At 64.6% G+C, this 20,342-nt stretch carries 19 protein-coding genes; 15 read left to right on the top strand and 4 right to left on the bottom strand.

Annotated features, from left to right (window positions below):
- The first annotated feature begins 74 nt into the window (after positions 1 to 74).
- The 7 genes from AC0L2U_RS16090 to AC0L2U_RS16060 are packed head-to-tail and all read left to right on the top strand — an operon-like array spanning position 75 to position 7,614.
- Positions 75 to 1,241, top strand: coding sequence for an NAD(P)/FAD-dependent oxidoreductase (locus AC0L2U_RS16090; RefSeq protein WP_473602180.1), 1,167 nt, complete (start codon positions 75 to 77; stop codon positions 1,239 to 1,241).
- 14 nt (positions 1,242 to 1,255) lie between these two features.
- Positions 1,256 to 3,097, top strand: coding sequence for a branched-chain amino acid ABC transporter ATP-binding protein/permease (locus AC0L2U_RS16085; RefSeq protein WP_245481781.1), 1,842 nt, complete (start codon positions 1,256 to 1,258; stop codon positions 3,095 to 3,097).
- 45 nt (positions 3,098 to 3,142) lie between these two features.
- Positions 3,143 to 4,309 carry an ABC transporter substrate-binding protein gene (locus AC0L2U_RS16080; protein ID WP_127397965.1) on the top strand — a complete coding sequence of 389 codons (1,167 nt, stop codon included), beginning with the start codon at positions 3,143 to 3,145 and terminating at the stop codon, positions 4,307 to 4,309.
- A 4-nt stretch (positions 4,310 to 4,313) separates the two neighbouring features.
- On the top strand, positions 4,314 to 5,018 hold the full coding sequence (locus AC0L2U_RS16075; RefSeq protein ID WP_027035601.1) for an ABC transporter ATP-binding protein: 705 nt from the start codon (positions 4,314 to 4,316) through the stop codon (positions 5,016 to 5,018).
- Positions 5,019 to 5,023: 5 nt separating this feature from the next.
- Positions 5,024 to 5,905: a branched-chain amino acid ABC transporter permease gene (locus AC0L2U_RS16070; RefSeq protein ID WP_127807781.1), complete on the top strand. Its 882-nt coding sequence runs from the start codon at positions 5,024 to 5,026 to the stop codon at positions 5,903 to 5,905.
- A 3-nt stretch (positions 5,906 to 5,908) separates the two neighbouring features.
- Complete coding sequence (locus AC0L2U_RS16065; protein WP_127807780.1) at positions 5,909 to 6,538, top strand: FMN-binding negative transcriptional regulator; 630 nt, start codon at positions 5,909 to 5,911, stop codon at positions 6,536 to 6,538.
- 29 nt (positions 6,539 to 6,567) lie between these two features.
- Positions 6,568 to 7,614, top strand: coding sequence for an ornithine cyclodeaminase (locus AC0L2U_RS16060; protein ID WP_127398933.1), 1,047 nt, complete (start codon positions 6,568 to 6,570; stop codon positions 7,612 to 7,614).
- Positions 7,615 to 7,626: 12 nt separating this feature from the next.
- Here the strand turns inward: AC0L2U_RS16060 and AC0L2U_RS16055 are convergent, their stop codons facing one another.
- The 4 genes from AC0L2U_RS16055 to AC0L2U_RS16040 form a co-directional block, all read right to left on the bottom strand.
- Positions 7,627 to 8,730, bottom strand: a complete 1,104-nt coding sequence (locus AC0L2U_RS16055; RefSeq protein WP_473602179.1) for an alcohol dehydrogenase family protein — start codon at positions 8,728 to 8,730, stop codon at positions 7,627 to 7,629.
- Positions 8,731 to 8,738: 8 nt separating this feature from the next.
- On the bottom strand, positions 8,739 to 10,118 hold the full coding sequence (locus AC0L2U_RS16050) for an aminotransferase (RefSeq protein WP_473602178.1): 1,380 nt from the start codon (positions 10,116 to 10,118) through the stop codon (positions 8,739 to 8,741).
- A gap of 38 nt (positions 10,119 to 10,156) precedes the next feature.
- Positions 10,157 to 11,650, bottom strand: coding sequence for an NAD-dependent succinate-semialdehyde dehydrogenase (locus AC0L2U_RS16045; protein ID WP_127807777.1), 1,494 nt, complete (start codon positions 11,648 to 11,650; stop codon positions 10,157 to 10,159).
- 130 nt (positions 11,651 to 11,780) lie between these two features.
- Complete coding sequence (locus tag AC0L2U_RS16040) at positions 11,781 to 12,272, bottom strand: Lrp/AsnC family transcriptional regulator (protein ID WP_473602177.1); 492 nt, start codon at positions 12,270 to 12,272, stop codon at positions 11,781 to 11,783.
- Positions 12,273 to 12,353: 81 nt separating this feature from the next.
- On the opposite strand from AC0L2U_RS16040, the gene ehuR reads away from it, so the two are divergent.
- The 8 genes from ehuR to eutC all read left to right on the top strand — a co-directional run bounded on the left by ehuR (position 12,354) and on the right by eutC (position 20,201).
- Positions 12,354 to 13,739, top strand: a complete 1,386-nt coding sequence (ehuR, locus tag AC0L2U_RS16035; RefSeq protein WP_127272428.1) for a MocR-like ectoine utilization transcription factor EhuR — start codon at positions 12,354 to 12,356, stop codon at positions 13,737 to 13,739.
- 272 nt (positions 13,740 to 14,011) lie between these two features.
- Positions 14,012 to 14,803: an ectoine/hydroxyectoine ABC transporter ATP-binding protein EhuA gene (gene ehuA, locus AC0L2U_RS16030; RefSeq protein WP_027035592.1), complete on the top strand. Its 792-nt coding sequence runs from the start codon at positions 14,012 to 14,014 to the stop codon at positions 14,801 to 14,803.
- Positions 14,804 to 14,890: 87 nt separating this feature from the next.
- Positions 14,891 to 15,742, top strand: a complete 852-nt coding sequence (gene ehuB / locus AC0L2U_RS16025; RefSeq protein WP_127272429.1) for an ectoine/hydroxyectoine ABC transporter substrate-binding protein EhuB — start codon at positions 14,891 to 14,893, stop codon at positions 15,740 to 15,742.
- A gap of 157 nt (positions 15,743 to 15,899) precedes the next feature.
- Complete coding sequence (gene ehuC, locus AC0L2U_RS16020) at positions 15,900 to 16,559, top strand: ectoine/hydroxyectoine ABC transporter permease subunit EhuC (RefSeq protein WP_127807774.1); 660 nt, start codon at positions 15,900 to 15,902, stop codon at positions 16,557 to 16,559.
- A 34-nt stretch (positions 16,560 to 16,593) separates the two neighbouring features.
- Complete coding sequence (gene ehuD, locus AC0L2U_RS16015; protein WP_127270574.1) at positions 16,594 to 17,253, top strand: ectoine/hydroxyectoine ABC transporter permease subunit EhuD; 660 nt, start codon at positions 16,594 to 16,596, stop codon at positions 17,251 to 17,253.
- A 3-nt stretch (positions 17,254 to 17,256) separates the two neighbouring features.
- A complete protein-coding gene (gene eutA / locus AC0L2U_RS16010; protein ID WP_473602175.1) occupies positions 17,257 to 18,033 on the top strand; it encodes an ectoine utilization protein EutA in 777 nt (258 codons plus the stop codon).
- Positions 18,034 to 18,216: 183 nt separating this feature from the next.
- The gene (gene eutB, locus AC0L2U_RS16005; RefSeq protein WP_127807772.1) at positions 18,217 to 19,212 is read left to right on the top strand and encodes a hydroxyectoine utilization dehydratase EutB; all 996 of its coding nucleotides are present in this window, start codon (positions 18,217 to 18,219) and stop codon (positions 19,210 to 19,212) included.
- Entirely contained in the window at positions 19,209 to 20,201 is a 993-nt protein-coding gene (gene eutC, locus AC0L2U_RS16000; RefSeq protein WP_127396497.1) for an ectoine utilization protein EutC, read from the top strand. The genes eutB and eutC overlap by 4 nt, the downstream gene beginning before the upstream one ends.
- The last annotated feature ends 141 nt before the right edge of the window (positions 20,202 to 20,342 follow it).

Raw genomic sequence — 20,342 nt, 5'->3', positions numbered from 1 at the left:
GAAGAGATGTTGACATTGCGTGATCGCTGGCCCTACCTTGTCGGAAAGCAGCCAAGAGACTGTGGGGAACAGCCATGCGAAACGGAAGCGACGTCATCGTCGTCGGTGCCGGCATTGTCGGATCGAGCGCCGCCTATCATCTGGCCAAGGCCGGTGTGAAGGTCACATTGGTCGAGCAGACCCATCCCGCCGGCGGCCCGTCGGGAAAATCGTCGGCGCTGCTGCACGCCTTCTACCTGATGCCGGAATTGTCGCAGCTTTCCATACGTGGCCGCGAGATCCTGGTGTCGCTGCCGGAAATCGCGGGCGAAGGCTCTTTCGTCACCGAAATCGGCATGATGTGGGTCTGCGGCAACGACAACAAGGTGAGTTGGACGGCGGCAGCCGAACGCATCCGCGGCGAGGGCGCGCGCATCGAGACATTGTCACCGCAGGCCTTTGCCGACGCGGCACCCGGCTTTGCCTTGGACAATGTCGCAATGGCGCTGTGGGAGCCGGAATATGGCTACGCCGATGCCTTCGGCGCCACCAACGCTATCGCCCGTGCCGCCCGCGCCAACGGTGCCAGGATCATGCAGAACACGTTGGTCGAGAGCCTCCAGCGGCAGGGCGACCGCATCACCGGCGTCACTCTGATTGATGGAACGGTGCTGGAAGCCGGTACCGTCGTCCTGGCCGCCGGGCCGTGGACGCGCCGCCTGCTGGCGACGGTCGGCCTCGATCTGCCGCTGCATGTCGAGCGCCATCCGATGGCCGTGCTCGACGCTGCCGGCAAGGCAAGGCAGGTCATGCCGTTCGCCTGGTGCGACGACATTTACTGCAACTATGCTCGGCCCGACAATGACGGTGTCATCCTGGCCGGCACGTGGGCCGGCGGTGGCACCGGCCTGCGCCACGAACATGCGGGCCGCCCGCGTTTTGTCGAAAATCCCGACAACTACATGGAAGGTGTCGAGGAGCAGGAATCGGTCGAGATTCTGGAGACCTTCGTTGACAGAGTCCCTGCCATGGCCGAGCTTGGCATCCGGCCCGGCTATGCCGGACTCTACGACATGAGCCCCGACGATCTGCCGGTCATCGGCGCCATGCCTGACGTCGAAGGGCTGGTCGTTTCGGCGGGATCCTCCGGCCACGGCTTCAAGACCGGGCCGGCAGTCGGCGAGGCGGTGGCCAGGCTGGTCACCGAAGGCGCGCAACCGATCCTGGCGCCGTTTTCACCCGATCGCTTCAGGGCCGCGTAATGGCGTCGGTGACGATGAGCGAGAGCAAGCCCAGTGGCTTCATGCCGGCCGCGTTTCGCAACGCCACTGCCGATGCCCTGTGCATGGTCGCGGTGCTGCTGCTGGTGGCGCTTGCCGCCTTCATCTTTGGCAGCGCCGCCATGCAACGTGTGGTCACCTATGCCGCGATCATGCTGACGGCGGTGCTCGGCCTGCAGATATTCTCTGGCAACAGCGGCATCGTCTCGTTCGGTCAGGCCGCCTTTGTCGGCCTTGGCGCCTACGCCACCGGCATCCTCACCATGCCGACCGCATTGCAGCGAACGGCGCTGCGCGACCTGCCGCAATTCCTCGCCGGGTATCAACTCTCCTTCTTCGCGGCGCTGGCCGTCGTCCTTGCTCTCGCGGTCATCGTCGGCCTGTTGACCGGCACGCCGCTGCTCAGGCTTTCCGGATCGAGCGCTTCGATCGCAACGCTTGCCATGCTGATCATCGTCTACACGCTGCTGGTGGCCGGGCGCGAGATCACGCGCGGCAGTCAGCCATTCTATGGCGTGCCGCGCGAGGTAGGGCTGTGGACGGCTGCCGCTGTCGCTTCGATGGCGCTGGTGGCGGCGAGGCTGTTTCGCGAAACCTCCTTCGGCCTTGCCGCCCGCGCCGCCGCCAATGACGAGCGCGGTGCCGCCGCCGTCGGCGTCGACCAGCGCACGGCGCGTTTGGCCGCTTGGGTGGCGGGTGTCGTCGCCGCCATGGCCGCCGGCGCCATGATGGCGCAGTTTCTGGGTGCGTTCTCGCCACGCGATTTCTATTTCGACCTCGGCTTCACCATGCTCGCCATGCTGATCGTCGGCGGCATGACCTCGTCGCTCGGCGCTTTCGCCGGCGTCATCGTCACCATCGTTTTGGTCGAAGTGGTGCGCCGCTTCGAAGGCGGCGGCGAGGTGCTCGGCCTGCATCTGCCCGTCCTGTTCGGCCTGACCCAGGGCGTGCTTGCCATCGCCATGATCCTGGTTATCTGGCGGCGGCCGACCGGTCTGTTCGGCGAGCGTGAACTGAACCTGCTGCGCCGACCCGGACGCCAGGCCGTGATGGCTTCAACGGCGCCACCGCGGCATGTCGAGAGTGACCGGCTCACCGCCGTCCATCTGTCGCGCCGCTATGCCGGCGTCGTCGCCGTCGACGACGTCAGCCTGGATTTCGAGACCGACAGCATCACCGGCATCATCGGCCCCAATGGCGCCGGCAAGACGACGCTGCTCAACATGCTGGCTGGTGATATCAAGCCGAGTGCCGGCACCGTGTCGGTGGGTGGCGTGGTCCGGCAGGCTTCGGCCTTCCGCTTCGCCCGCTCCGGCGTTGCCCGCACCTTCCAGAACATCCGCGTCTTCCCGCACATGACCGTGCTCGAAAATGTCGTCGTCGCCGCCCGCCAGGTGGAGCCGGATCTTGGCCATGCCGAGGCGGCGGCAATGGGTGAACTTGCGCGCATGGGGCTGGAGAGATTTGCCGATCAACCGGCCGCCAGGCTTGCCTACGGCCAGCGCCGTCGGCTCGAAGTGGCACGTGCACTGGCGTTGAAGCCGCGCTTCCTGCTGCTCGACGAGCCGGCCGCCGGCATGAACGCCGTCGAGACCGCCGAACTGGTTTCGATCCTCTCGACAGTCCGCACCGAGCGCCGCATCGGCGTCGTCCTGATCGAACACGACATGCGGCTGGTGATGAACCTGTGCGAGCGCATCGTCGTCATCGATCATGGCCGCGTCATCGCCGACGGCACGCCGGGCGATGTCCAGAAGAACCCCGCCGTGATCGCAGCCTATCTCGGCAGCCGCACGTCGCGCGCCAAGACCGCAACGCCTGAAAACCAGACCGCATGACCCGCAACGACAGCCAACCATAAGAAATCCAGAAGGAGAACCGACATGCCAAGCCTCTATCGCCTCCATCGCGCCGCCCTGTGCGCGGCCGTGTTCGGCATCGCCGCCATTTCGACGGCCAGCGCCGAGGAGATCATCATCGGTGCCGCGACCGCGCAGACCGGTGGCCTCGCTCCCTACGACCAGCCGGCACTTGCCGGCTTGCGCATGTCGCTCGACGAGCTCAACGCCAAGGGTGGCCTCGCTGGCAAATACACCGTCAAGCTGCTGATCAAGGACACCCGCTCCGACACCGCGCAGACCGCAACCGTCGCCCAGGAGTTGATCGACGCCGGCGCCAAGATCATGATCACGCCGTGCGATGCCGATCCCTCGATTTCCGCCGGCCAGCTGACCCAGCCGCTTGGTATTCCGACCCTGACGCTGTGCGGCTCCGCCCCCGTGCTCACCGGCGCGGTCGGCGACGTCATGTTCGGCACCTATCCGGCCGACAATGTGCAGGCGACGGCGGTCGCCGACTTCGCCGTCTCGGAAGGCAAGAAGAAGGTGTTCCTGCTGACTTCGCCGGACTCCACCTACACCGCCAATCTGCCGGAATATTTCGGCAAGGTGTTCGAGAAGAAGGGCGGCGCCATTGTCGGCCGCGGCACCTTCAGCATGGGCCAGCCCGACTTTTCCGCCGAGATCACCAACATCAAGGGCCTGGCCGACAAGCCCGACCTGATCATGACGGCGGCCTACGAGCCGGATTTCCCGGCCTTCATCCAGCAATTGCGCGGCGCCGGCGTCACCATCCCGGTCTATGGCGCCGATGCCATCGGCACGCCGACCATCAAGGCGCTCGGCAAATTGGTCGATGGCGTCGTCTACACCGCGGCCGGCTATGCCGAGCCGGGCAGCAAGCTCGAGGCCTTCAACGCAGCCTTCACCAAATATGCCGGCCACGCACCGGAATCGACCTATGAAGTCAATGGCTACGAGATCGGCCTGATCCTCGACCAGGCGGTCAAGACGGCGGGCTCCGACGACCCTAAGGCGATCCGCGACGCCATCGCCGGCCTCAAGGATTTCGAAGGCATCACCGGCAAGATCACCTATGCCGGCACGGACCGCATGCCGCTGCGGCCGGTGGCGCTGATGCGCTACGAGGGCGGCGAGGGCAAGCATGTCCAGACCCTGATCCCCGACGCTGCCGACGTTCCCGCGCCGTGATGTCATGCTGAGCGTCGAAGCCCTGAAAATCCGGTACGGCGAGGTCGAGGCGGTACGCCGCGTTGACCTCACCGTCGGCAGCGGCGAGATCATCGCGCTGGTCGGCGCCAACGGCGCCGGCAAGAGTTCGACGCTCGGCGCCGTCGCCGGGCTGGTGCCGGCGGCATCGGGCAAGGTGGTCTTCGACGGTGTCGACATCACCGGCCTGGCGCCGGAGGCGATTGCCCGCAAGGGCGTCGCGCTGGTTCCCGAAGGCCGCCGTATCTTCGCCAGCCTGACGGTGGCCGATAATCTGCGTCTCGGCGGCGCAGTGCATCAGCCGGCGGCCGAGGCAAGGCTGCGCGAAGAGGAGATGCTGGAGCTGTTCCCGATCCTGCGCCGCTACCACCGCGTCAAGGGCGGCAATCTGTCGGGCGGCGAACAGCAGATGCTGGCCATCGCCCGCGCGCTGATGGGCAAGCCGCGCATGATCCTGCTCGACGAACCTTCGCTCGGCCTTGCCCCGCAACTGATCGACACCGTCTTCGACCTGATCGCCGAACTGCGCCGCAAGGGCCTGACCATCCTGCTGGTCGAACAGAATGTGGCGCTGGCGCTCGAAATCGCCGACCGCGCCGTTGTGCTCGCCAATGGCGAGGTGGTGCTGTCGGGCACGGCAAAAGAACTCGCTTCATCGGACCTCGTCCGCCAAGCCTATCTGGGAGCTTAAGAAGCATGATCGCGCAGCAGATCATCAATGCGGTGAGCCTCGGCGGCGTCTATGCGCTGCTGGCGCTCGGGCTGGCGATCGTCTTTTCCATCGTCGGCCTCATCAACTTCGCCCATGGCGAGCTGATGACGCTGTCGGGCTATGCGCTTCTGGCCTCGCTGGTGCTGGGTTTTCCCTTCCCGGTGGCGGTGCTTGTCGCCGTCTCCTGCGGCGCGCTCGCCGCGGTCATCATGGAGCGTATCGCGTTCAGGCCGATGCGCGGCGCCAGCGTCACCAGCCTGCTGTTGACCAGCTTTGCCGTCTCCAGCCTGTTGAAAGTCGTCTTCCAGAACGGCATTTCGGCGCGGCCGCAAGCTGTCGCAATGCCCGGTTGGATGACCGGCGCCTTCTCCTTCGGCGATTTCACCATAGGCGTCGGTCCCAGCATCTCCATCGTCGTCTCCGCACTGGCGCTGATTGCGCTGGAAGTCTTCCTGCGCCGCTCGGTGACCGGCACGGCGATGCGCGCCGCGGCGGAAGATTTCGACGTCGTGCGCCTGATGGGCATTCCGGCCAGCCGCATCATCGCCACCGCCTTCCTGCTCTCCGGCCTGCTGGCCGGGCTGGCGGCTATGCTGTGGGTGGCGCAGCGCGCCTCGGTCGATCCGCTGATGGGCTTTACGCCGGTGTTGAAGGCGTTCATCGCCGCCGTCGTCGGCGGGCTCGGCAGCTTGCCAGGTGCTGTCGCCGGCGGTTTTCTGCTCGGCATCATCGAGGTGCTGTTGCAGGCGACATTGCCGGGAGCGATCGCCCCCTATCGCGACGCCATCGTGCTGTCGGGCGTCATCGCCGTGCTGCTGGTTCGCCCGCAAGGCCTGATCCCGGCGGTCCGCGCCCAGCGAAGCTGATCTATGTACAGCAAGCCTGAATTTGCGCCGCTGTCGCACGACGAGGTGTTCGGCCTGATCGAGGCCGCGGCCTTCGCCGCGGTGGTGACAGCGGGACCGCAAGGGCTCGTCGTCTCGCATCTTCCCTTCGTGCTCGATCGCGCGCGGGGTGAAAACGGAACTCTGGTCTCGCATCTCGCCAGGGCCAATCCGCACAGCACCTTGATCAGCGAAGGCAGGGAGACCGTCGCCATCTTCCACGGCCCGCATGGCTATATCTCGCCGTCCTGGTATCCGCGCAATCCGGTGCGCGACAGCGCGCCGACCTGGAATTTTGCTGTCGTGCATTGTCATGGGCATCCGGTGCCGCTCGACGAGCACGCCACCGCCCGGCATCTCCTGCAGCTTGTCGAGGTGCTGGAAAAAGATCGCGATGACCGCTGGCGCATGCGCGAGCTGGGACCTGGCGGCATGGAGCGGCGTATACCTGGTATCATGGGGTTTGACCTGCCGATCGGGCGGCTCGAAGCCAAGTTCAAGATGGGGCAGGATGAGCGCCTCTATGACACAGGCGGAGCCATCAGGGCGCTGGAGCAAAACGATCCGGCGCTGGCGGCGATGATGAAGGCGCACAACGCGTATCGCCAGGACTGACCGCCTGCATGCGGCAAGGATAAGAAAAAATGATCCCCAATCTCAACATCGTGCCCTTCGTCAGCGTCGATCATATGATGAAGCTGGTGCTGAAGATCGGCGTCGAGCGCTTCCTCGTCGAACTCGCCAGCTACATCGAGGATGATTTCCGCCGCTGGGAGCTGTTCGACAAGACCCCGCGCGTGGCCTCGCACAGCGCCGAAGGTGTCATCGAACTGATGCCGACCAGCGACGGCGAGGTCTACGGCTTCAAATACGTCAACGGCCATCCCAAGAACATGCGCGAGGGGCGCCAGACGGTGACGGCTTTCGGCATGCTCGCCGATGTCCACAATGGCTATCCTGTCTTGCTATCCGAAATGACCATCCTGACCGCGCTGCGCACGGCGGCGATGTCGGCTCTGGCCGCCAAATACCTGGCGCCGGCCGGCTCCAGCTGCATGGCGCTGATCGGCAACGGCGCCCAGGCCGAATTCCAGGCGGTGGCCTTCAAGGCGCTGCTCGGCGTCGACAGGCTGAGGCTTTACGACATCGACCGCACTGCCACCGAAAAATGCATCCGCAATCTCGCCGGTCTCGGCTTCGACATGATCGCCTGCGGCACCGCGCAGGAGGCTGTCGAGGGAGCCGACATCATCACCACCGTCACCGCCGACAAGCAGTACGCCACCATCCTCACCGACAACATGGTCGGCTCCGGCGTGCACATCAACGCGGTCGGCGGCGACTGCCCCGGTAAGACCGAACTGCACCGCGATATCCTGCTGCGCTCCGACATCTTCGTCGAATATCCGCCGCAGACCCGCATCGAGGGCGAGATCCAGCAGCTTGCACCGGATCATGGGGTGACCGAGCTGTGGCAGGTGATGTCAGGCGCCGTGCAAGGCCGGCGCGATGCCACCCAGATCACGCTGTTCGATTCGGTCGGCTTCGCCATCGAGGACTTTTCGGCACTGCGCTATGTCAGGGACCAGCTGCGCTCGACTGGCCTCTACCAGGAACTCGACATGCTGGCCGACCCCGACGAGCCGCGCGACCTGTTCGGCATGCTGTTGAGGGCGGCCCAGCATGGTTGAGATGAGCGTTGTTCAGCCAGCCGAGCCCCACATGGCATCCGGCACCACCACCAGCTTGCCGACGAAAGCCTTGGCGATGAAATCCGCCTGCGCATGGTGGAAATCGGAGAGCTTGTAGACGCCGCCAACCAGCGGCCGGATTTTCTTCGCCTCGATGTACCCAACGATGCGGCGGAAATCCGCACGCGTGCCCTGGCTCGAGCCGTGCAGCTGCAATTGCTTCAGGTACATGGTCCTGAGATCGAGCTGCACGACCGGGCCGGCAATCGCGCCTGCGGTAGTGTAACGGCCCTCGGGCCTGAGAATACGCAACAGGTCGTTGAAGATGGCGCCGCCGACGAGGTCGGCCACCACGTCGATCGGCTGGCCTCCGGTCGCCTCGTTCACGGCTTGCGGCAGGTCGGCAACACCACGGGTGATGACGGCCTCGGCGCCGATGTCGAGCACCGCCTGTTCCTTGCCCTTGCCGACGACGGCATAGGGAATGGCACCGCGCGCCCGTGCCAACTGCACGATGCCGGAACCGACACCGCCCGAAGCGCCGGTGACCAGCACGCGCTCGCCGGCCTTGAGCGCCGCGCGCTCCAGCATCTGTTCACCGGTCAGGTAGGCGCAGCAGAAGGTGGCGAGTTCGATATCGCTCATGTCGGTGTCGATGACATGAGCGTTCTCGGCCGGCACGGCCTGGTATTCGGCGTAACCGCCATCGCGGCCATGGCCCATATAATCGATGTCGGCGAGTGAATCGTCGTCGCGGTTGTAGATCGAGAAATCGACCATCACCCGTTCGCCGATACGGTCCGGCGATACGCCTTCGCCGACGGCGGCGACGATACCGACGGTGTCCCTGCCCTGGATGCGCGGGAAAACAAGCGTGTTGCCCTGGCGGCGCCATGTCGACACGGCGGCAGCGTCCTCCTCCGTGCCATAGGCGCCCTGGCGCACCCAGACATCGGTGTTGTTCATCCCGCAAGCGCTGACCTTGACCAGCACTTCACCGGGAGCGGGCCCGGGCACTTTCACATCGCTGCGGTAGACGAGTTTTTCCGGTCCGCCGTGCCCGGTGAGCAGCACGGCGGCCATGGTGGCGGGGAGGGTTCTGATCATGGCATTCATAGTCGATCTCAGAGATTGGCAAACACGCTCTTCACGGCATCGGCGGTCTTCGACACGACGATGTCGGCTTCCTCGCGGGTCAGGCAGAGCGGCGGCGCGAAGCCGAGAATATCGCCCTGCGGCATGGCGCGGCCGATGACGCCGCTTGCGGCAAGTGCCGTCGCCACCTGCGGCCCGATCTTGAGCGAGGCGTCGAAGAACACCCGGTCGTCCTTGTCGGCAACGAATTCCGCCGCCGCCAGCATGCCGTCGCCGCGGACGTCCCCGACATTCGTGTGGCCGCCGACTGCCTTGGCCAACTCGGCGCGGAAATAGGCGCCGGTCTCCTTGGCATTTGTCACCAGGTCCATCTCGTCGATCAGTTCGAGATTGGCGACGCCGGCGGCGACGCAGATCGGATGCGCCGAATAGGTCCAGCCATGACCGAGCGAACCGAGCTTGTCGGAACCCTCAACCAGCACCTGCCACATCTTGTCGGCGACGATGACGCCCGACAGCGGGGCATAGGCCGAGGTCAGGCCCTTGGCGATGGTGATCAGGTCGGGCTTGATGCCGTAATGGTCGGAGCCGAACATGGTGCCCAGACGGCCGAAGCCCGTCACCACCTCGTCGGCGACCAGAAGCACGTCGTACTTCTTCAACACCGCCTGGATCTTTTCCCAGTAGAAGGCCGGCGGCGGCACGATGCCGCCGGTGCCGAGGATCGGCTCGCCGATGAAGGCCGCGACGGTTTCCGGACCCTCAGCCAGGATCATCTCCTCGAGCTTGTCGGCGCAATGCTGAGAAAATTGCTCCTCGCTCATCGAGCGGTCGGCACGGCGGAAGTAGTAGGGTGCCTCGGTGTGCAGGATCGGCGCGCGCGGCAGGTCGAAGGCGTTGTGGAACAGGTCGAGCCCGGTCAGCGATCCAGTCATCACGCCCGAGCCGTGATAGCCGCGCCAGCGCGAAATGATCTTCTTCTTCTCCGGCCGGCCGAGCACGTTGTTGTAGTACCAGATCAGCTTGATGTTGGTTTCGTTGGCATCGGAACCGGAGAGGCCGAAATAGACCCGCGACATGCCCTGCGGCGCGCGGTCGATGATCATCTTGGCCAGCGTGATCGAGGCCTCGGTGCCGTGGCCGACATAGGCGTGGTAGTAAGCGAGGTTCTTCGCCTGGTTGGCGATGGCGTCAGCGATCTTCTGGCGGCCGTAGCCGACATTGACGCAATAGAGCCCGGCAAAGGCATCGAGGCTCTTCCTGCCATTGTTGTCCCAGACGGTGACGCCTTCACCGCCGGCCATGATGCGCGTCGGGCTCTCGCCCCGCGCATGCGTGCCCATATGGGTCGAGGGGTGGAAGAAGTGGTCGCGATCCCAGGCGGCGAGTTCGTTGGACTGGTCGAGCATTCTTTTGACTCCTGACAAAACGGTGATTCCGGCGCAGCTTAAGCTACATCGAGGCAGAGATATTTGAGATCGGTGAAAGCCTCGAGTCCGTGGCGCGAGCCTTCGCGCCCGATGCCCGATTGCTTGACGCCGCCGAACGGAATCGGCGCGCCGGTGATCTTGACGCGGTTGATGGCGACCATACCGTAATCGAGGGCGCGGCCCATACGCTGCTGCCGGCCACCATTCTCGGTCACGACATAGGCAACGAGGCCATATTCGGTAGCGTTGGCGCGGGCGATCACCTCGTCCTCGCTGTCGAAAGCCGTCACGGCGGCGACCGGACCGAAAGTCTCCTCGCGCATGATCAGCGCTTCATCGGTGACATCGGCCAGCAGCGTCGGCTGATAGAACAGGGGGCCAGCCTGGTGCCGCTTGCCGCCGGTGAGGCAGCGCGCGCCATGGGTCAGCGCATCGGTGACCTGCTCTTCGACCTTCTTGATCGCGCGCTCATGCATCAGCGGGCCGATGTCGGTGCCATCTGCAAGGCCATTGCCGGTTCGCAGCGCCTCGATGCGCGCGGTGAACGCGGCGCAGAAGCGATCGTAGATCGGACGCTGAACATAGATACGGTTGGCGGCGAGGCAGTCCTGGCCCGACGTGGCGAATTTGGCGTCGATGGCGATATCAACCGCCTTGTCCAGATCGGCATCCGCAAAGACGATCAGCGGGGCATGGCCGCCAAGCTCCATCACCAGCCGTTTCATGGTCGGCGCGCTTTGCGCGGCGATCAGCCGGCCGATCTCGGTCGAGCCGGTAAAGCTCATGGCGCGAACGCGCGGGTCTTCGCACATCCGCCCGACGATGGTCGAAGCCTTGCCGGTGATGACGTTGAAGACGCCAGCGGGCAAGCCGGCGCGTTCGCCGAGCTCGGCCAGCGCCAGCGCCGACAGCGGCGTTTCCGAGGACGGATGCGCAACGATGGTGCAGCCGGCGGCAAGGGCTGCCGCCGCCTTGCGGGTCAGCATCGCCGACGGAAAATTCCACGGCGTGACGACGCCGACGACACCGAGCGGCTCGCGCCGAACCATCATTTCGGCGTTCGGCAGATGGCTGGTGACGCTCTCGGCATTCAAGCGTTTTGCTTCTTCGGCATACCATTCGACGAAGGAAGCGGCATAGTCGATTTCGCCCAGCGACTCCTGCAGCGGCTTGCCCTGTTCCAGCGTCATCAGCAGAGCGAGGTCTTGCTTTGCAGCGATGATCAACTCGAACCATTTCCGCAGGATTTTCGAGCGCTCCTGCGGCAACAGCGCCCGCCACGCCGGGAAGGCGCGCGCGGCGACATCGATCGCCTTCGTCGTCTGCCGGCCGTCGAGCGCGGCGACGAAAGCGACTGTGGTGCCGGTGGCCGGGTCGGTGACTTCGAAGCTTTCGGCGGCCTCGCTCGCGGTCCAGTGGCCATCGACATAGGCGAGTTCACGCAGCAGCCGGCGGTCGGTCAGGCGGTCGAGCGCTTCATGGCGATGCGAGCGGGCGAAATGCGCGGACATGGTCGAGACCTCCCGGTTCGGACTGATACGGGAAGACTATCCGCCCGATGCAGATAGAGAGGCTGTTTGGATGCCTTGAAGTAGAGAGACTCTCTCTATTGCGTCGCCTCGGCAGACGATCTCTCCGGCCTTAAGCCGACGCCGGCAGCAGGTCGGCTATAGGCAGCGCGATCTCGTCCTTCACCGTCTTGATGACGATGTAGGTGAAGTACCGATCGATGCCGATTTCGCGGTCGAGCAAGCCGTCGACCAGCCGCTGATAGGCGTCGATGTCGCGCGCCATCACCTTCAGCACATAGTCGACGCCGCCGCCCACCGACCAGCAGGCGACGATCTCTGGGATGTCTCGGATGACGCGCTCGAAGCGGTCGAAATCGGCCTGGCGGTGGTTGGCCAGCGTCACCTCCATCAGCACGGTGGCGACGGGTGCGACGACGCGCATGTCGATCCTGGCATGATAGCCCGAGACGATGCCGGCCTTTTCCAGCTTGCGCAGCCGCATCCAGCACGGCGTCGGCGACAGCCCGACCTGATCGGCCAGCGCCAGCTTGGTGATGCGTCCGTCGCGCTGGATGGCGTCGAGGATTTTCAGGTCGATCGGGTCGAGTTTCGCTGATGTCATCAGAGCTCACTTTTCGTCCGAGTACCATGACGGCGCATTATTTCGATTGTCAATTGCACTGATTTCGATCTCTAATAAGTCATGACATTGTGGCAACCCGATCCCGCACTCATCAGGCGGCCGGCATATCAATCGCTGGCCGACCAGTTCGCGCGCGCCATCCATGACGGGCGCCTTGCCAATGGCGCGCGGCTGCCGACCCATCGCAGGCTGGCCGACGATCTGAAACTTTCGGTGCAGACGGTCAGTCGCGCCTATGAAGAGCTAATCCGTCGCGGCCTGATTTCGGGCGAGATCGGCCGCGGCAGCTTCGTCCAGACGCAGCGCCGCGAGCCGGAGCCGCCCTACCTGCCGGAGCGGCTCGGCGAAGTCATCGACCTGTCGATCCTGAAACCGGTTTGTGAGCCGATGCATCTGGAGCGGCTAAAACAGGCACTGGGCTGGCTGGCTGAGAACCTGCCGTCGAGTTCAGCACTTTCGTTCCGGCCCAACATGGTGTTTCCGCGCCACCGCGCGGTGGCGGTCGAATGGCTGAGGCTTTGTGGCCTCGATGCATCGCCGCAGAACGTCAGCCTGACCAACGGCGCCACCGCCGGCATGACCGTGGCGCTGATGAGCGTCGCGCCGCCGGGCTCGACGGTTGCCACCGAGGCGATCGGCCACCACACGCTGGTGCCGCTGGCGCGCTATCTCGGCTTCAATCTGGAAGGCCTGCCGATCGACGATAACGGCCTGATCCCGGAAGCGCTGGACGAGGCCTGCCGGCTTTCCGACATCCGCGCGGTCTTCGTGCAGCCCTCGGTGATCAACCCGACGGCGACCCTGATGGATGCGCGGCGGCGAGAAGAGATCGCCGCGGTCGCGCGCAAGCACGACATCGCCATCATCGAGAACGATGTGCTCGGTCCGCTGGTCGAAGACCGGCCGCCGCCGGTTGCCGCGTTCGCGCCGGAGCGCACGCTCTACGTCACCTCCTTCACCAAGATCACCGTGCCCGGTCTGCGCATCGGCTATCTGGCCGCGCCCGACCGCTACGTCGCCGCCGTCGCCAACCGGCATCTGGTCTCGAACTGGATGGCGACGCCGCTGGTGGCCGAGATCGCCACCAAATGGGTGACCGACGGCACGGCGATGGAGCTTGTCCACTGGCAGCGCGCGGCTTTGCGGCGCCGGCAGGATATTGCAGCGCAAGTGCTGGCGGGGGTGGACTATCGCGCCCGGCGCGACGGGTTGCATGTCTGGCTGCAACTGCCGGCCGACCGGGCCGAGGAAAGCTTTGTCGCCCAGGCTCGCCTGCAGGGCGTGGCGATTGCACCCGGCACGTCCTTCCGTATTTCGGCTGCGCCCTGGCATCCGGCGGTACGTATCTCGCTGGGTTCGACCACCGAGGGGGAACTGCGCGCCGGCCTCGGCGTTGTCACCAAGCTTTTGCTCGGCGATCCCGAGCACCTGCTGCTCGCTATCTAGCGAGTGCGCCGCTATCCGGGTGATGCCGGCCTGCGAAAGGCAGCCTCCTGCGCTTCCGGTACTCACGTACGAAAAGTACGCTCCGTTCCGGTTCTCGGAGGCTCCCATTCTCGGCTCGGCCTGACCCGAATCCCGGCGCACTCTTCGGCACTGGTTGCTCAAGAATTGTGCGGAATGGGAAATATTGTCATGATATTATTTTCCCGATTGACATGATTTGGCGCGTTCCGCATCGTTAAGGGGCACAGGCTTCTCCAGCACGGGGAATTTATTTGTCCGCATCAGCGCCCATCATCAAGATCGACGACATCTCGAAGAGCTTCGGCAGCTTCAAGGTGCTGGACGGCCTGTCGATGCAGGTCATGCCCGGCGAGAAGCTGGCGCTGATCGGCCCGTCGGGCTCGGGCAAGACGACGATCCTGCGCATCCTGATGACGCTTGAGCGCATCGATGGCGGTCATATCCAGATCGACGGCGAGCAGCTCTACCACATGGAGCGCAATGGCCAGCTGCTGGCCGCCGATGAGCGGCATCTGACAAGGATGCGTCAGAAGATCGGCATGGTCTTCCAGCTGTTCAACCTGTTTCCGCACAAATGCGTCATGGACAATGTCACGCTGGCTCCGATGCTGACCAAGGGCACGCCACGTGCGGCCGCCGAAAAGCGGGCGATGGAACTGCTCGAAATGGTCGGCATGGCCGACAAGGCCAAGTCCATGCCGGCGCAGCTGTCCGGTGGTCAGAAGCAGCGCGTGGCGATCGCCCGGGCGCTGGCGCTGTCGCCGAAGATCATGCTGTTCGACGAGGTGACGTCGGCGCTCGATCCGGAGCTGGTCGAGGAGGTGATGAACGTCATGCGCAAACTCGCCGCCGAGACCGACATGACCATGCTGCTGGTCACCCACGAGATGGGTTTCGCCCACGATTTCGCCGACCGGGTGCTGTTCTTCGATCGTGGCAGGATCGTCGAGGAAGGCAAGCCGGACGAGATTTTCCGCAATCCCAAGCAGGAGCGCACGCAAGGCTTCCTGAAGAAGATCATCGCAGCCGGACATCGCGTCTGACCGCAATGCCCAGGGCGACGAAGTCGTCCCGAGGTGGCGAGGGCCGCCTCGCAACAAAGCAAGACAAGAAACAAGGAGTTGGGAACAATGAACAAACTTGGCATTCTGGCCGGCGTTGCCGGTCTAGCACTGACGGCGGTGCTGGCCGCCTCGATCCCCGGTTCGGCCGACGACAGCAAGCTCGAACAGCTCAAGGCGCAAGGTTTCGCCCGCCTCGCCATCGCCAACGAGCCGCCCTATACGGCGGTCGCCGCCGACGGCAAGGTTTCGGGTGCCGCGCCTGATGTGGCCCGCGAGATATTCAAGCGGCTCGGCGTCGCCGACGTCGCCGCTTCGATCTCCGAATATGGCGCCATGATCCCCGGCCTGCAGGCCGGTCGCTTCGATGTCGTCACCGCCGGCCTGTTCATGAAGCCGGAACGCTGCGCCGCCGTCGTCTATTCCGAGCCGGTGCTTTGCGATGCAGAGGCGATGTTGGTGAAGAAGGGCAATCCGAAGGGCTTCAAGAGCTATGAGGATGTCGCCAAGGATACGACTGCGACCATCGGCGCGCCGGGCGGCGGCACCGAAGAGAAGCTCGCGCTCAATGCCGGCGTGCCGCGCGATCGCGTCATCGTCGTGCCGGATGGCCAGAGTGGCGTGAAGATGCTCCAGGATGGCCGCATCGACGCTTATTCGCTGCCCGTCCTGTCGATCAATGATCTGGTCAAGAAGGCCAACGATCCGAACCTCGAAGTCATCGCTCCGGTGCAGGGCGCACCGGTCTATTGCGACGGCGCCGCCTTCAAGAAGGGCGATGAGGCACTGCGCGACGCCTTCGACGTCGAACTGGCCAAGATGAAGAAATCGGGCGAGTTCGCCAAGATTATCGAACCCTACGGCTTCTCGGCGGCGGCGGCGATGTCGACCAGCCGCGACAAGCTCTGCGCGGCGAAGTGATTTTTCCTTCTCCCCGTTCAACGGGGAGAAGGTGTCACGAAGTGACGGATGAGGGGCGGCGCCAAGTTCTGAGACTCTAGTGCCGCCCCTCATCTGCCTGCCGGCATCTTCTCCCCGTAAATGGGGAGAAGGAGCTAAACCCAACGTTGGAACGTAAATGACCCAGTGGTCCGGCTATTTCGGCCTGATATTGCAGGGAGCGATTGTCACCATCGAGCTGACGCTGATGGGGTCGGTGCTTGCGCTGTTCATGGCCTTTCTTGCCGGAATGGGGCGGCTGTCGCGTTTCTTCGTGCTGCGCGCGCTGGCCACCGCCTACATCGAATTCTTCCGCGGCACCTCGATCTTCGTGCAGTTGTTCTGGGCCTATTTCGTGCTGCCCTTCATCGGCATTTCGTTGACCCCGTTGCAGGCCGGCGTGCTGGCGCTCGGCCTCAATGTCGGCGCCTACGCCGCCGAAGTCGTGCGCGGTGCCATCCAGTCGATCGGCCGCGAACAGTATGAGGCCTGCACCGCGCTCAATCTCGGGCGGTGGCAAGGCATGCGCCACATCATCCTGCCGCAGGCGCTGCTGGTGATGCTGCCGACTTTCGGCAACAACGCCATCGAATTGCTCAAGGCGACCGCCGTGGTGTCGCTGATCTCGCTCACCGACCTGACCTTCCAGGCGCAGGTGGTGCGCGCCCAGACCGGCAACACCCTGGTGCCATTCACCACCATCCTGATCATCTATTTCATCCTCGCCCTGCTCATCTCGTGGGGCGTGCGCTCGCTGGAACGACGCATGGCGCGCGGCCTCGATGGGGTGCGTGCCTGATGGCCAATTTCCTTCTGATAAATTGGGCCTGCTGATGGAATGGGATTGGAATTTCGTCTGGGAAATCATGCCGACGCTGATCCAGGGGGTGAAGATCACCATCCTGGCGACGCTGCTCGGCTCGGTGCTGGCGGCGGTCGTCGGGCTGGGCATTGCGCTGGCGCGCCGCTCGCCCAACAAAGCGCTGTCGCGCACGGTCGGCTGGGCGGCTGAATTCATCCGTGGCACGCCGCTGCTGGTGCAGCTCTATTTCATTTTCTACGTGCTGCCCGACATCGGCATCCTGTTGCCGCCGCTGGTCGCCGGTGTCATCGGGCTCGGGCTGCATTACGGCACCTACACGGCCGAGGTTTATCGTGCCGGCATCGACAATGTGCCGCGCGGCCAATGGGAGGCCGCCAAGGCATGCAATTTGAGCGCCAGTCAGACCTGGACCCACATCATCATTCCGCAGGCCATCCCGCCGATGATTCCGGCGCTCGCCAATTATTTCATCGCCATGTTCAAGGAAACGCCGCTGCTGTCGGCAATCACCGTGCTGGAACTGATGAACCAGGCCAAAAGCGTCGCCAACACCTACTATCGCTATATCGAGCCGATCACCTTGGTCGGTGCTTTCTTCCTGGTCATCAGTCTGTTTTCGGTCGTGCTGCTGCGCTGGCTGGAACGCCGCTACGGCAAGATCGAGAGATAGCCGATGAAACCCTTGCCCGAGATCAAGATCTACCCGAAACGGCCGGCGCTGGATGCACGCCCGCTCGACATGCGCATCGGCCTGATCACCCTGGCCACTGACCACACCAGCGAACCGGATTTCCGCCGCATGGTGGCGAGCGAGCGGGTCGGCGTCTATGTCGCGCGCATTCCCTATGCCAACCCGACGACGCCTGAAAACCTGCGCAAGATGCAGCCGGCGCTGACGGCGGGCGCGGCCCTGATCCTGCCGGACGAGAAGCTCGATGCCATCTGCTATTCCTGCACTTCGGCCTCGGTGGTAATCGGCGATGCCGAGATCGAGGCGGCGATCCAGGTCGCAAAGCCCGGCGTGCCGGTGGTCACACCGCCGATGGCGGGCGTGCGCGGGCTGCGTGCGCTGGGCGCAAACAAGCTCAGCATCCTCACTCCCTACACGGTCGAAACATCCAGGCCGATGGCCGCCTATTTCGCGGCGCGCGGCTTCGAGATCGTCAGCTTCACCTGCCTCGGTTTCGAGGATGACCGCGAGATGGCGCGCATCGCACCAGCAACGCTTGTCGATCTTGCGCGGGAAGCGACCGACGCCAGCGCCGATGCGCTGTTCGTGTCCTGCACGGCGCTGCGTAGCGCCCTCGCGGTCACCGGCATGGAAAATTCTATTGGACGTCCCGTGGTGACCAGCAACCAGGCGACCGCCTGGAATTGTCTGAGATTGTGCGGGGATGAGGCGCCGCATCCTGAGTTCGGGCGGCTGATGACGTTGCCGTTGGTTCAGTAAGACGATGTCCCACATTCACGAGCGACCCCCTCTGGCCTGCCGGCCATCTCCCCCTCGAGGGGGGAGATTAGCTGCTGCCCGGCTTTCGCCAATCACCGACGTGACAGGAAGAACGGCAGCGTCGAAGCTGCCAATCTCCCCCCTCGAGGGGGAGATGGCCGGCAGGCCAGAGGGGGTCGCCCCATGACGCGCGCCGTCGCCCTAGCGGACATCCGTATCGCCCGTGACCGTATCGCCGGCAAAGTCGAGCGCACGCCAACCGTCTTGTCCCACAGCCTCTCGGAACAGTTCGGCGTCCCCGTTCACCTCAAGCTCGAACACCGGCAGACCACCGGCAGCTTCAAGCTGCGTGGCGCCTCGAACGCCGTCGCCTCGTTGAACGCCGAACAGAAGGCGCGGGGCGTGGTCGCGGCCTCGACCGGCAATCATGGCCGCGCGCTGGCGCATGCGGCGAAGCTTGAGGGCATGCGCGCCGTAATCTGCATGTCGCGCCTGGTGCCCGGCAACAAGCTCGACGAGATCCGCCGGCTTGGCGCGGAGGTCCGCATTATCGGCGACAGCCAGGACGATGCCCAGCAGGAGGTCGATCGGCTGGTGGCGCAAGAGGGGCTGGTGATGCTGCCGCCCTTCGACCATCCCGACATTATCGCCGGGCAAGGCACGGTCGGGCTTGAGATGATCGAGCAGGTCCCGGATGCCGCCCTCGTTCTGGTCCAGCTCTCCGGCGGTGGGCTCGCCTCAGGGGTTGCTACGGCCATCAAAGGCGTCAGCCCCGGCACAAAAATCATCGGTGTCTCGATGGCGCGTGGCGCGGCGATGAAGGCCAGCCTCGATGCGGGCCAGCCGGTGCTGGTGGAAGAATTGCCGACGCTGGCGGATTCGCTCGGTGGCGGCATCGGCCTCGACAATCGGCTGACCTTCGCCATGTGCCGCGACCTGCTCGATGATGTCATCCTGCTCAGCGAAGACGAGATCGCCGCCGGAATCCGTCACGCCTATGCGCAGGAGCGCGAAATCGTCGAGGGCGCGGGTGCTGTCGGCATCGCCGCACTGCTGGCCGGCAAGGTCAGGTCGGACGGGCCGATGGTTGTTCTGCTGTCCGGTCGCAACATCGATATGGACGCGCACCGCACAATCGTTTGCGGCGTAGCGCCATCGCTCAAGGAGCGTGCCGCATGAGCCGGATGACCATCCTTACAGAGAAAGAGTTGCGGGCGATCGTGACACTCGATCTCGATGCCGTCGCCTGCGTCGAAAACGCCTTCCGTGCGCTTGCCACTCTGCCGGTGGCGATGCCGCCGATCCTGCGGCTAGACATTCCCGAGCATCGCGGCGAGGTCGACGTTAAGACCGCCTATGTGCCCGGCATTGACGGTTTCGCCATCAAGATCAGCCCCGGCTTCTTCGACAATCCGAAGCTCGGCCTGCCCAGCGTCAACGGCATGATGGTGCTGCTGTCAGCCAAGACCGGCCTGGTCGAAGCGCTGCTGCTCGACAACGGCTATCTCACGGATATCCGAACCGCTGCTGCCGGCGCCGTCGCCGCCAAACATCTGTCGCGGCAGGACTCGTCCGTTGCCGCGATCTTCGGTGCTGGCGTCCAGGCCGGGCTGCAATTGGAAGCACTCATGCTGGTGCGGCCGATTGCCGAGGCGCGCATCTGGGCACGCGATGCGGCAAAGGCCGAGGCAACCGCCGGAGCCCTGCGCGAAAAGCTCGGCATTCTCGTGCATGCCGAGCCCGACGCGGCAAACGCGGTCGCCGGCGCCGACATCATCGTCACCACGACGCCTTCGACCGAGCCGCTGATCAAGGCCGGCTTCGTTTCCGCAGGGCAGCACATCACCGCGATGGGATCGGACGCCGAGCACAAGAACGAGATCGCGCCGGCAATCCTGCGCATGGCCGATCTCTATGCCGCTGACAGTGGCCGCCAGACAAAGCGGCTGGGTGAGCTGCATCATGCAATCGCGGCGGGCGTGATGGCCGCCGAGGGAGAGGTGACCGAACTCGGCCAGATCATCGCCGGCGCGAAACACGGACGGCGCTCGGCCAGCGACATCACCATCGCCGATCTCACCGGCACTGGCGTCCAGGACACGGCGATCGCCACGCTCGCTCGAGACCGTGCGCGGGTGGCCGGTTCCGGGGCCATCTTCGAAAGCTGATGCTGGCCGCAGGAGCATGATCCGGAAAAGTGGGAACCGGTTTTCTCGGACAAACGGTTTTCCGTTTGTCCAGAGATCACGCTCAAACAAGAACGACGAGTTGGATTCAAAGCTGATACCGGCCGCAGGGCCCAACAAACG

It is taken from the genome of Mesorhizobium sp. WSM4808 (assembly GCF_055811675.1).
The sequence above is the reverse complement of the archived record's forward strand: the minus strand, read 5'-3'. Positions and strand labels throughout refer to the sequence as shown.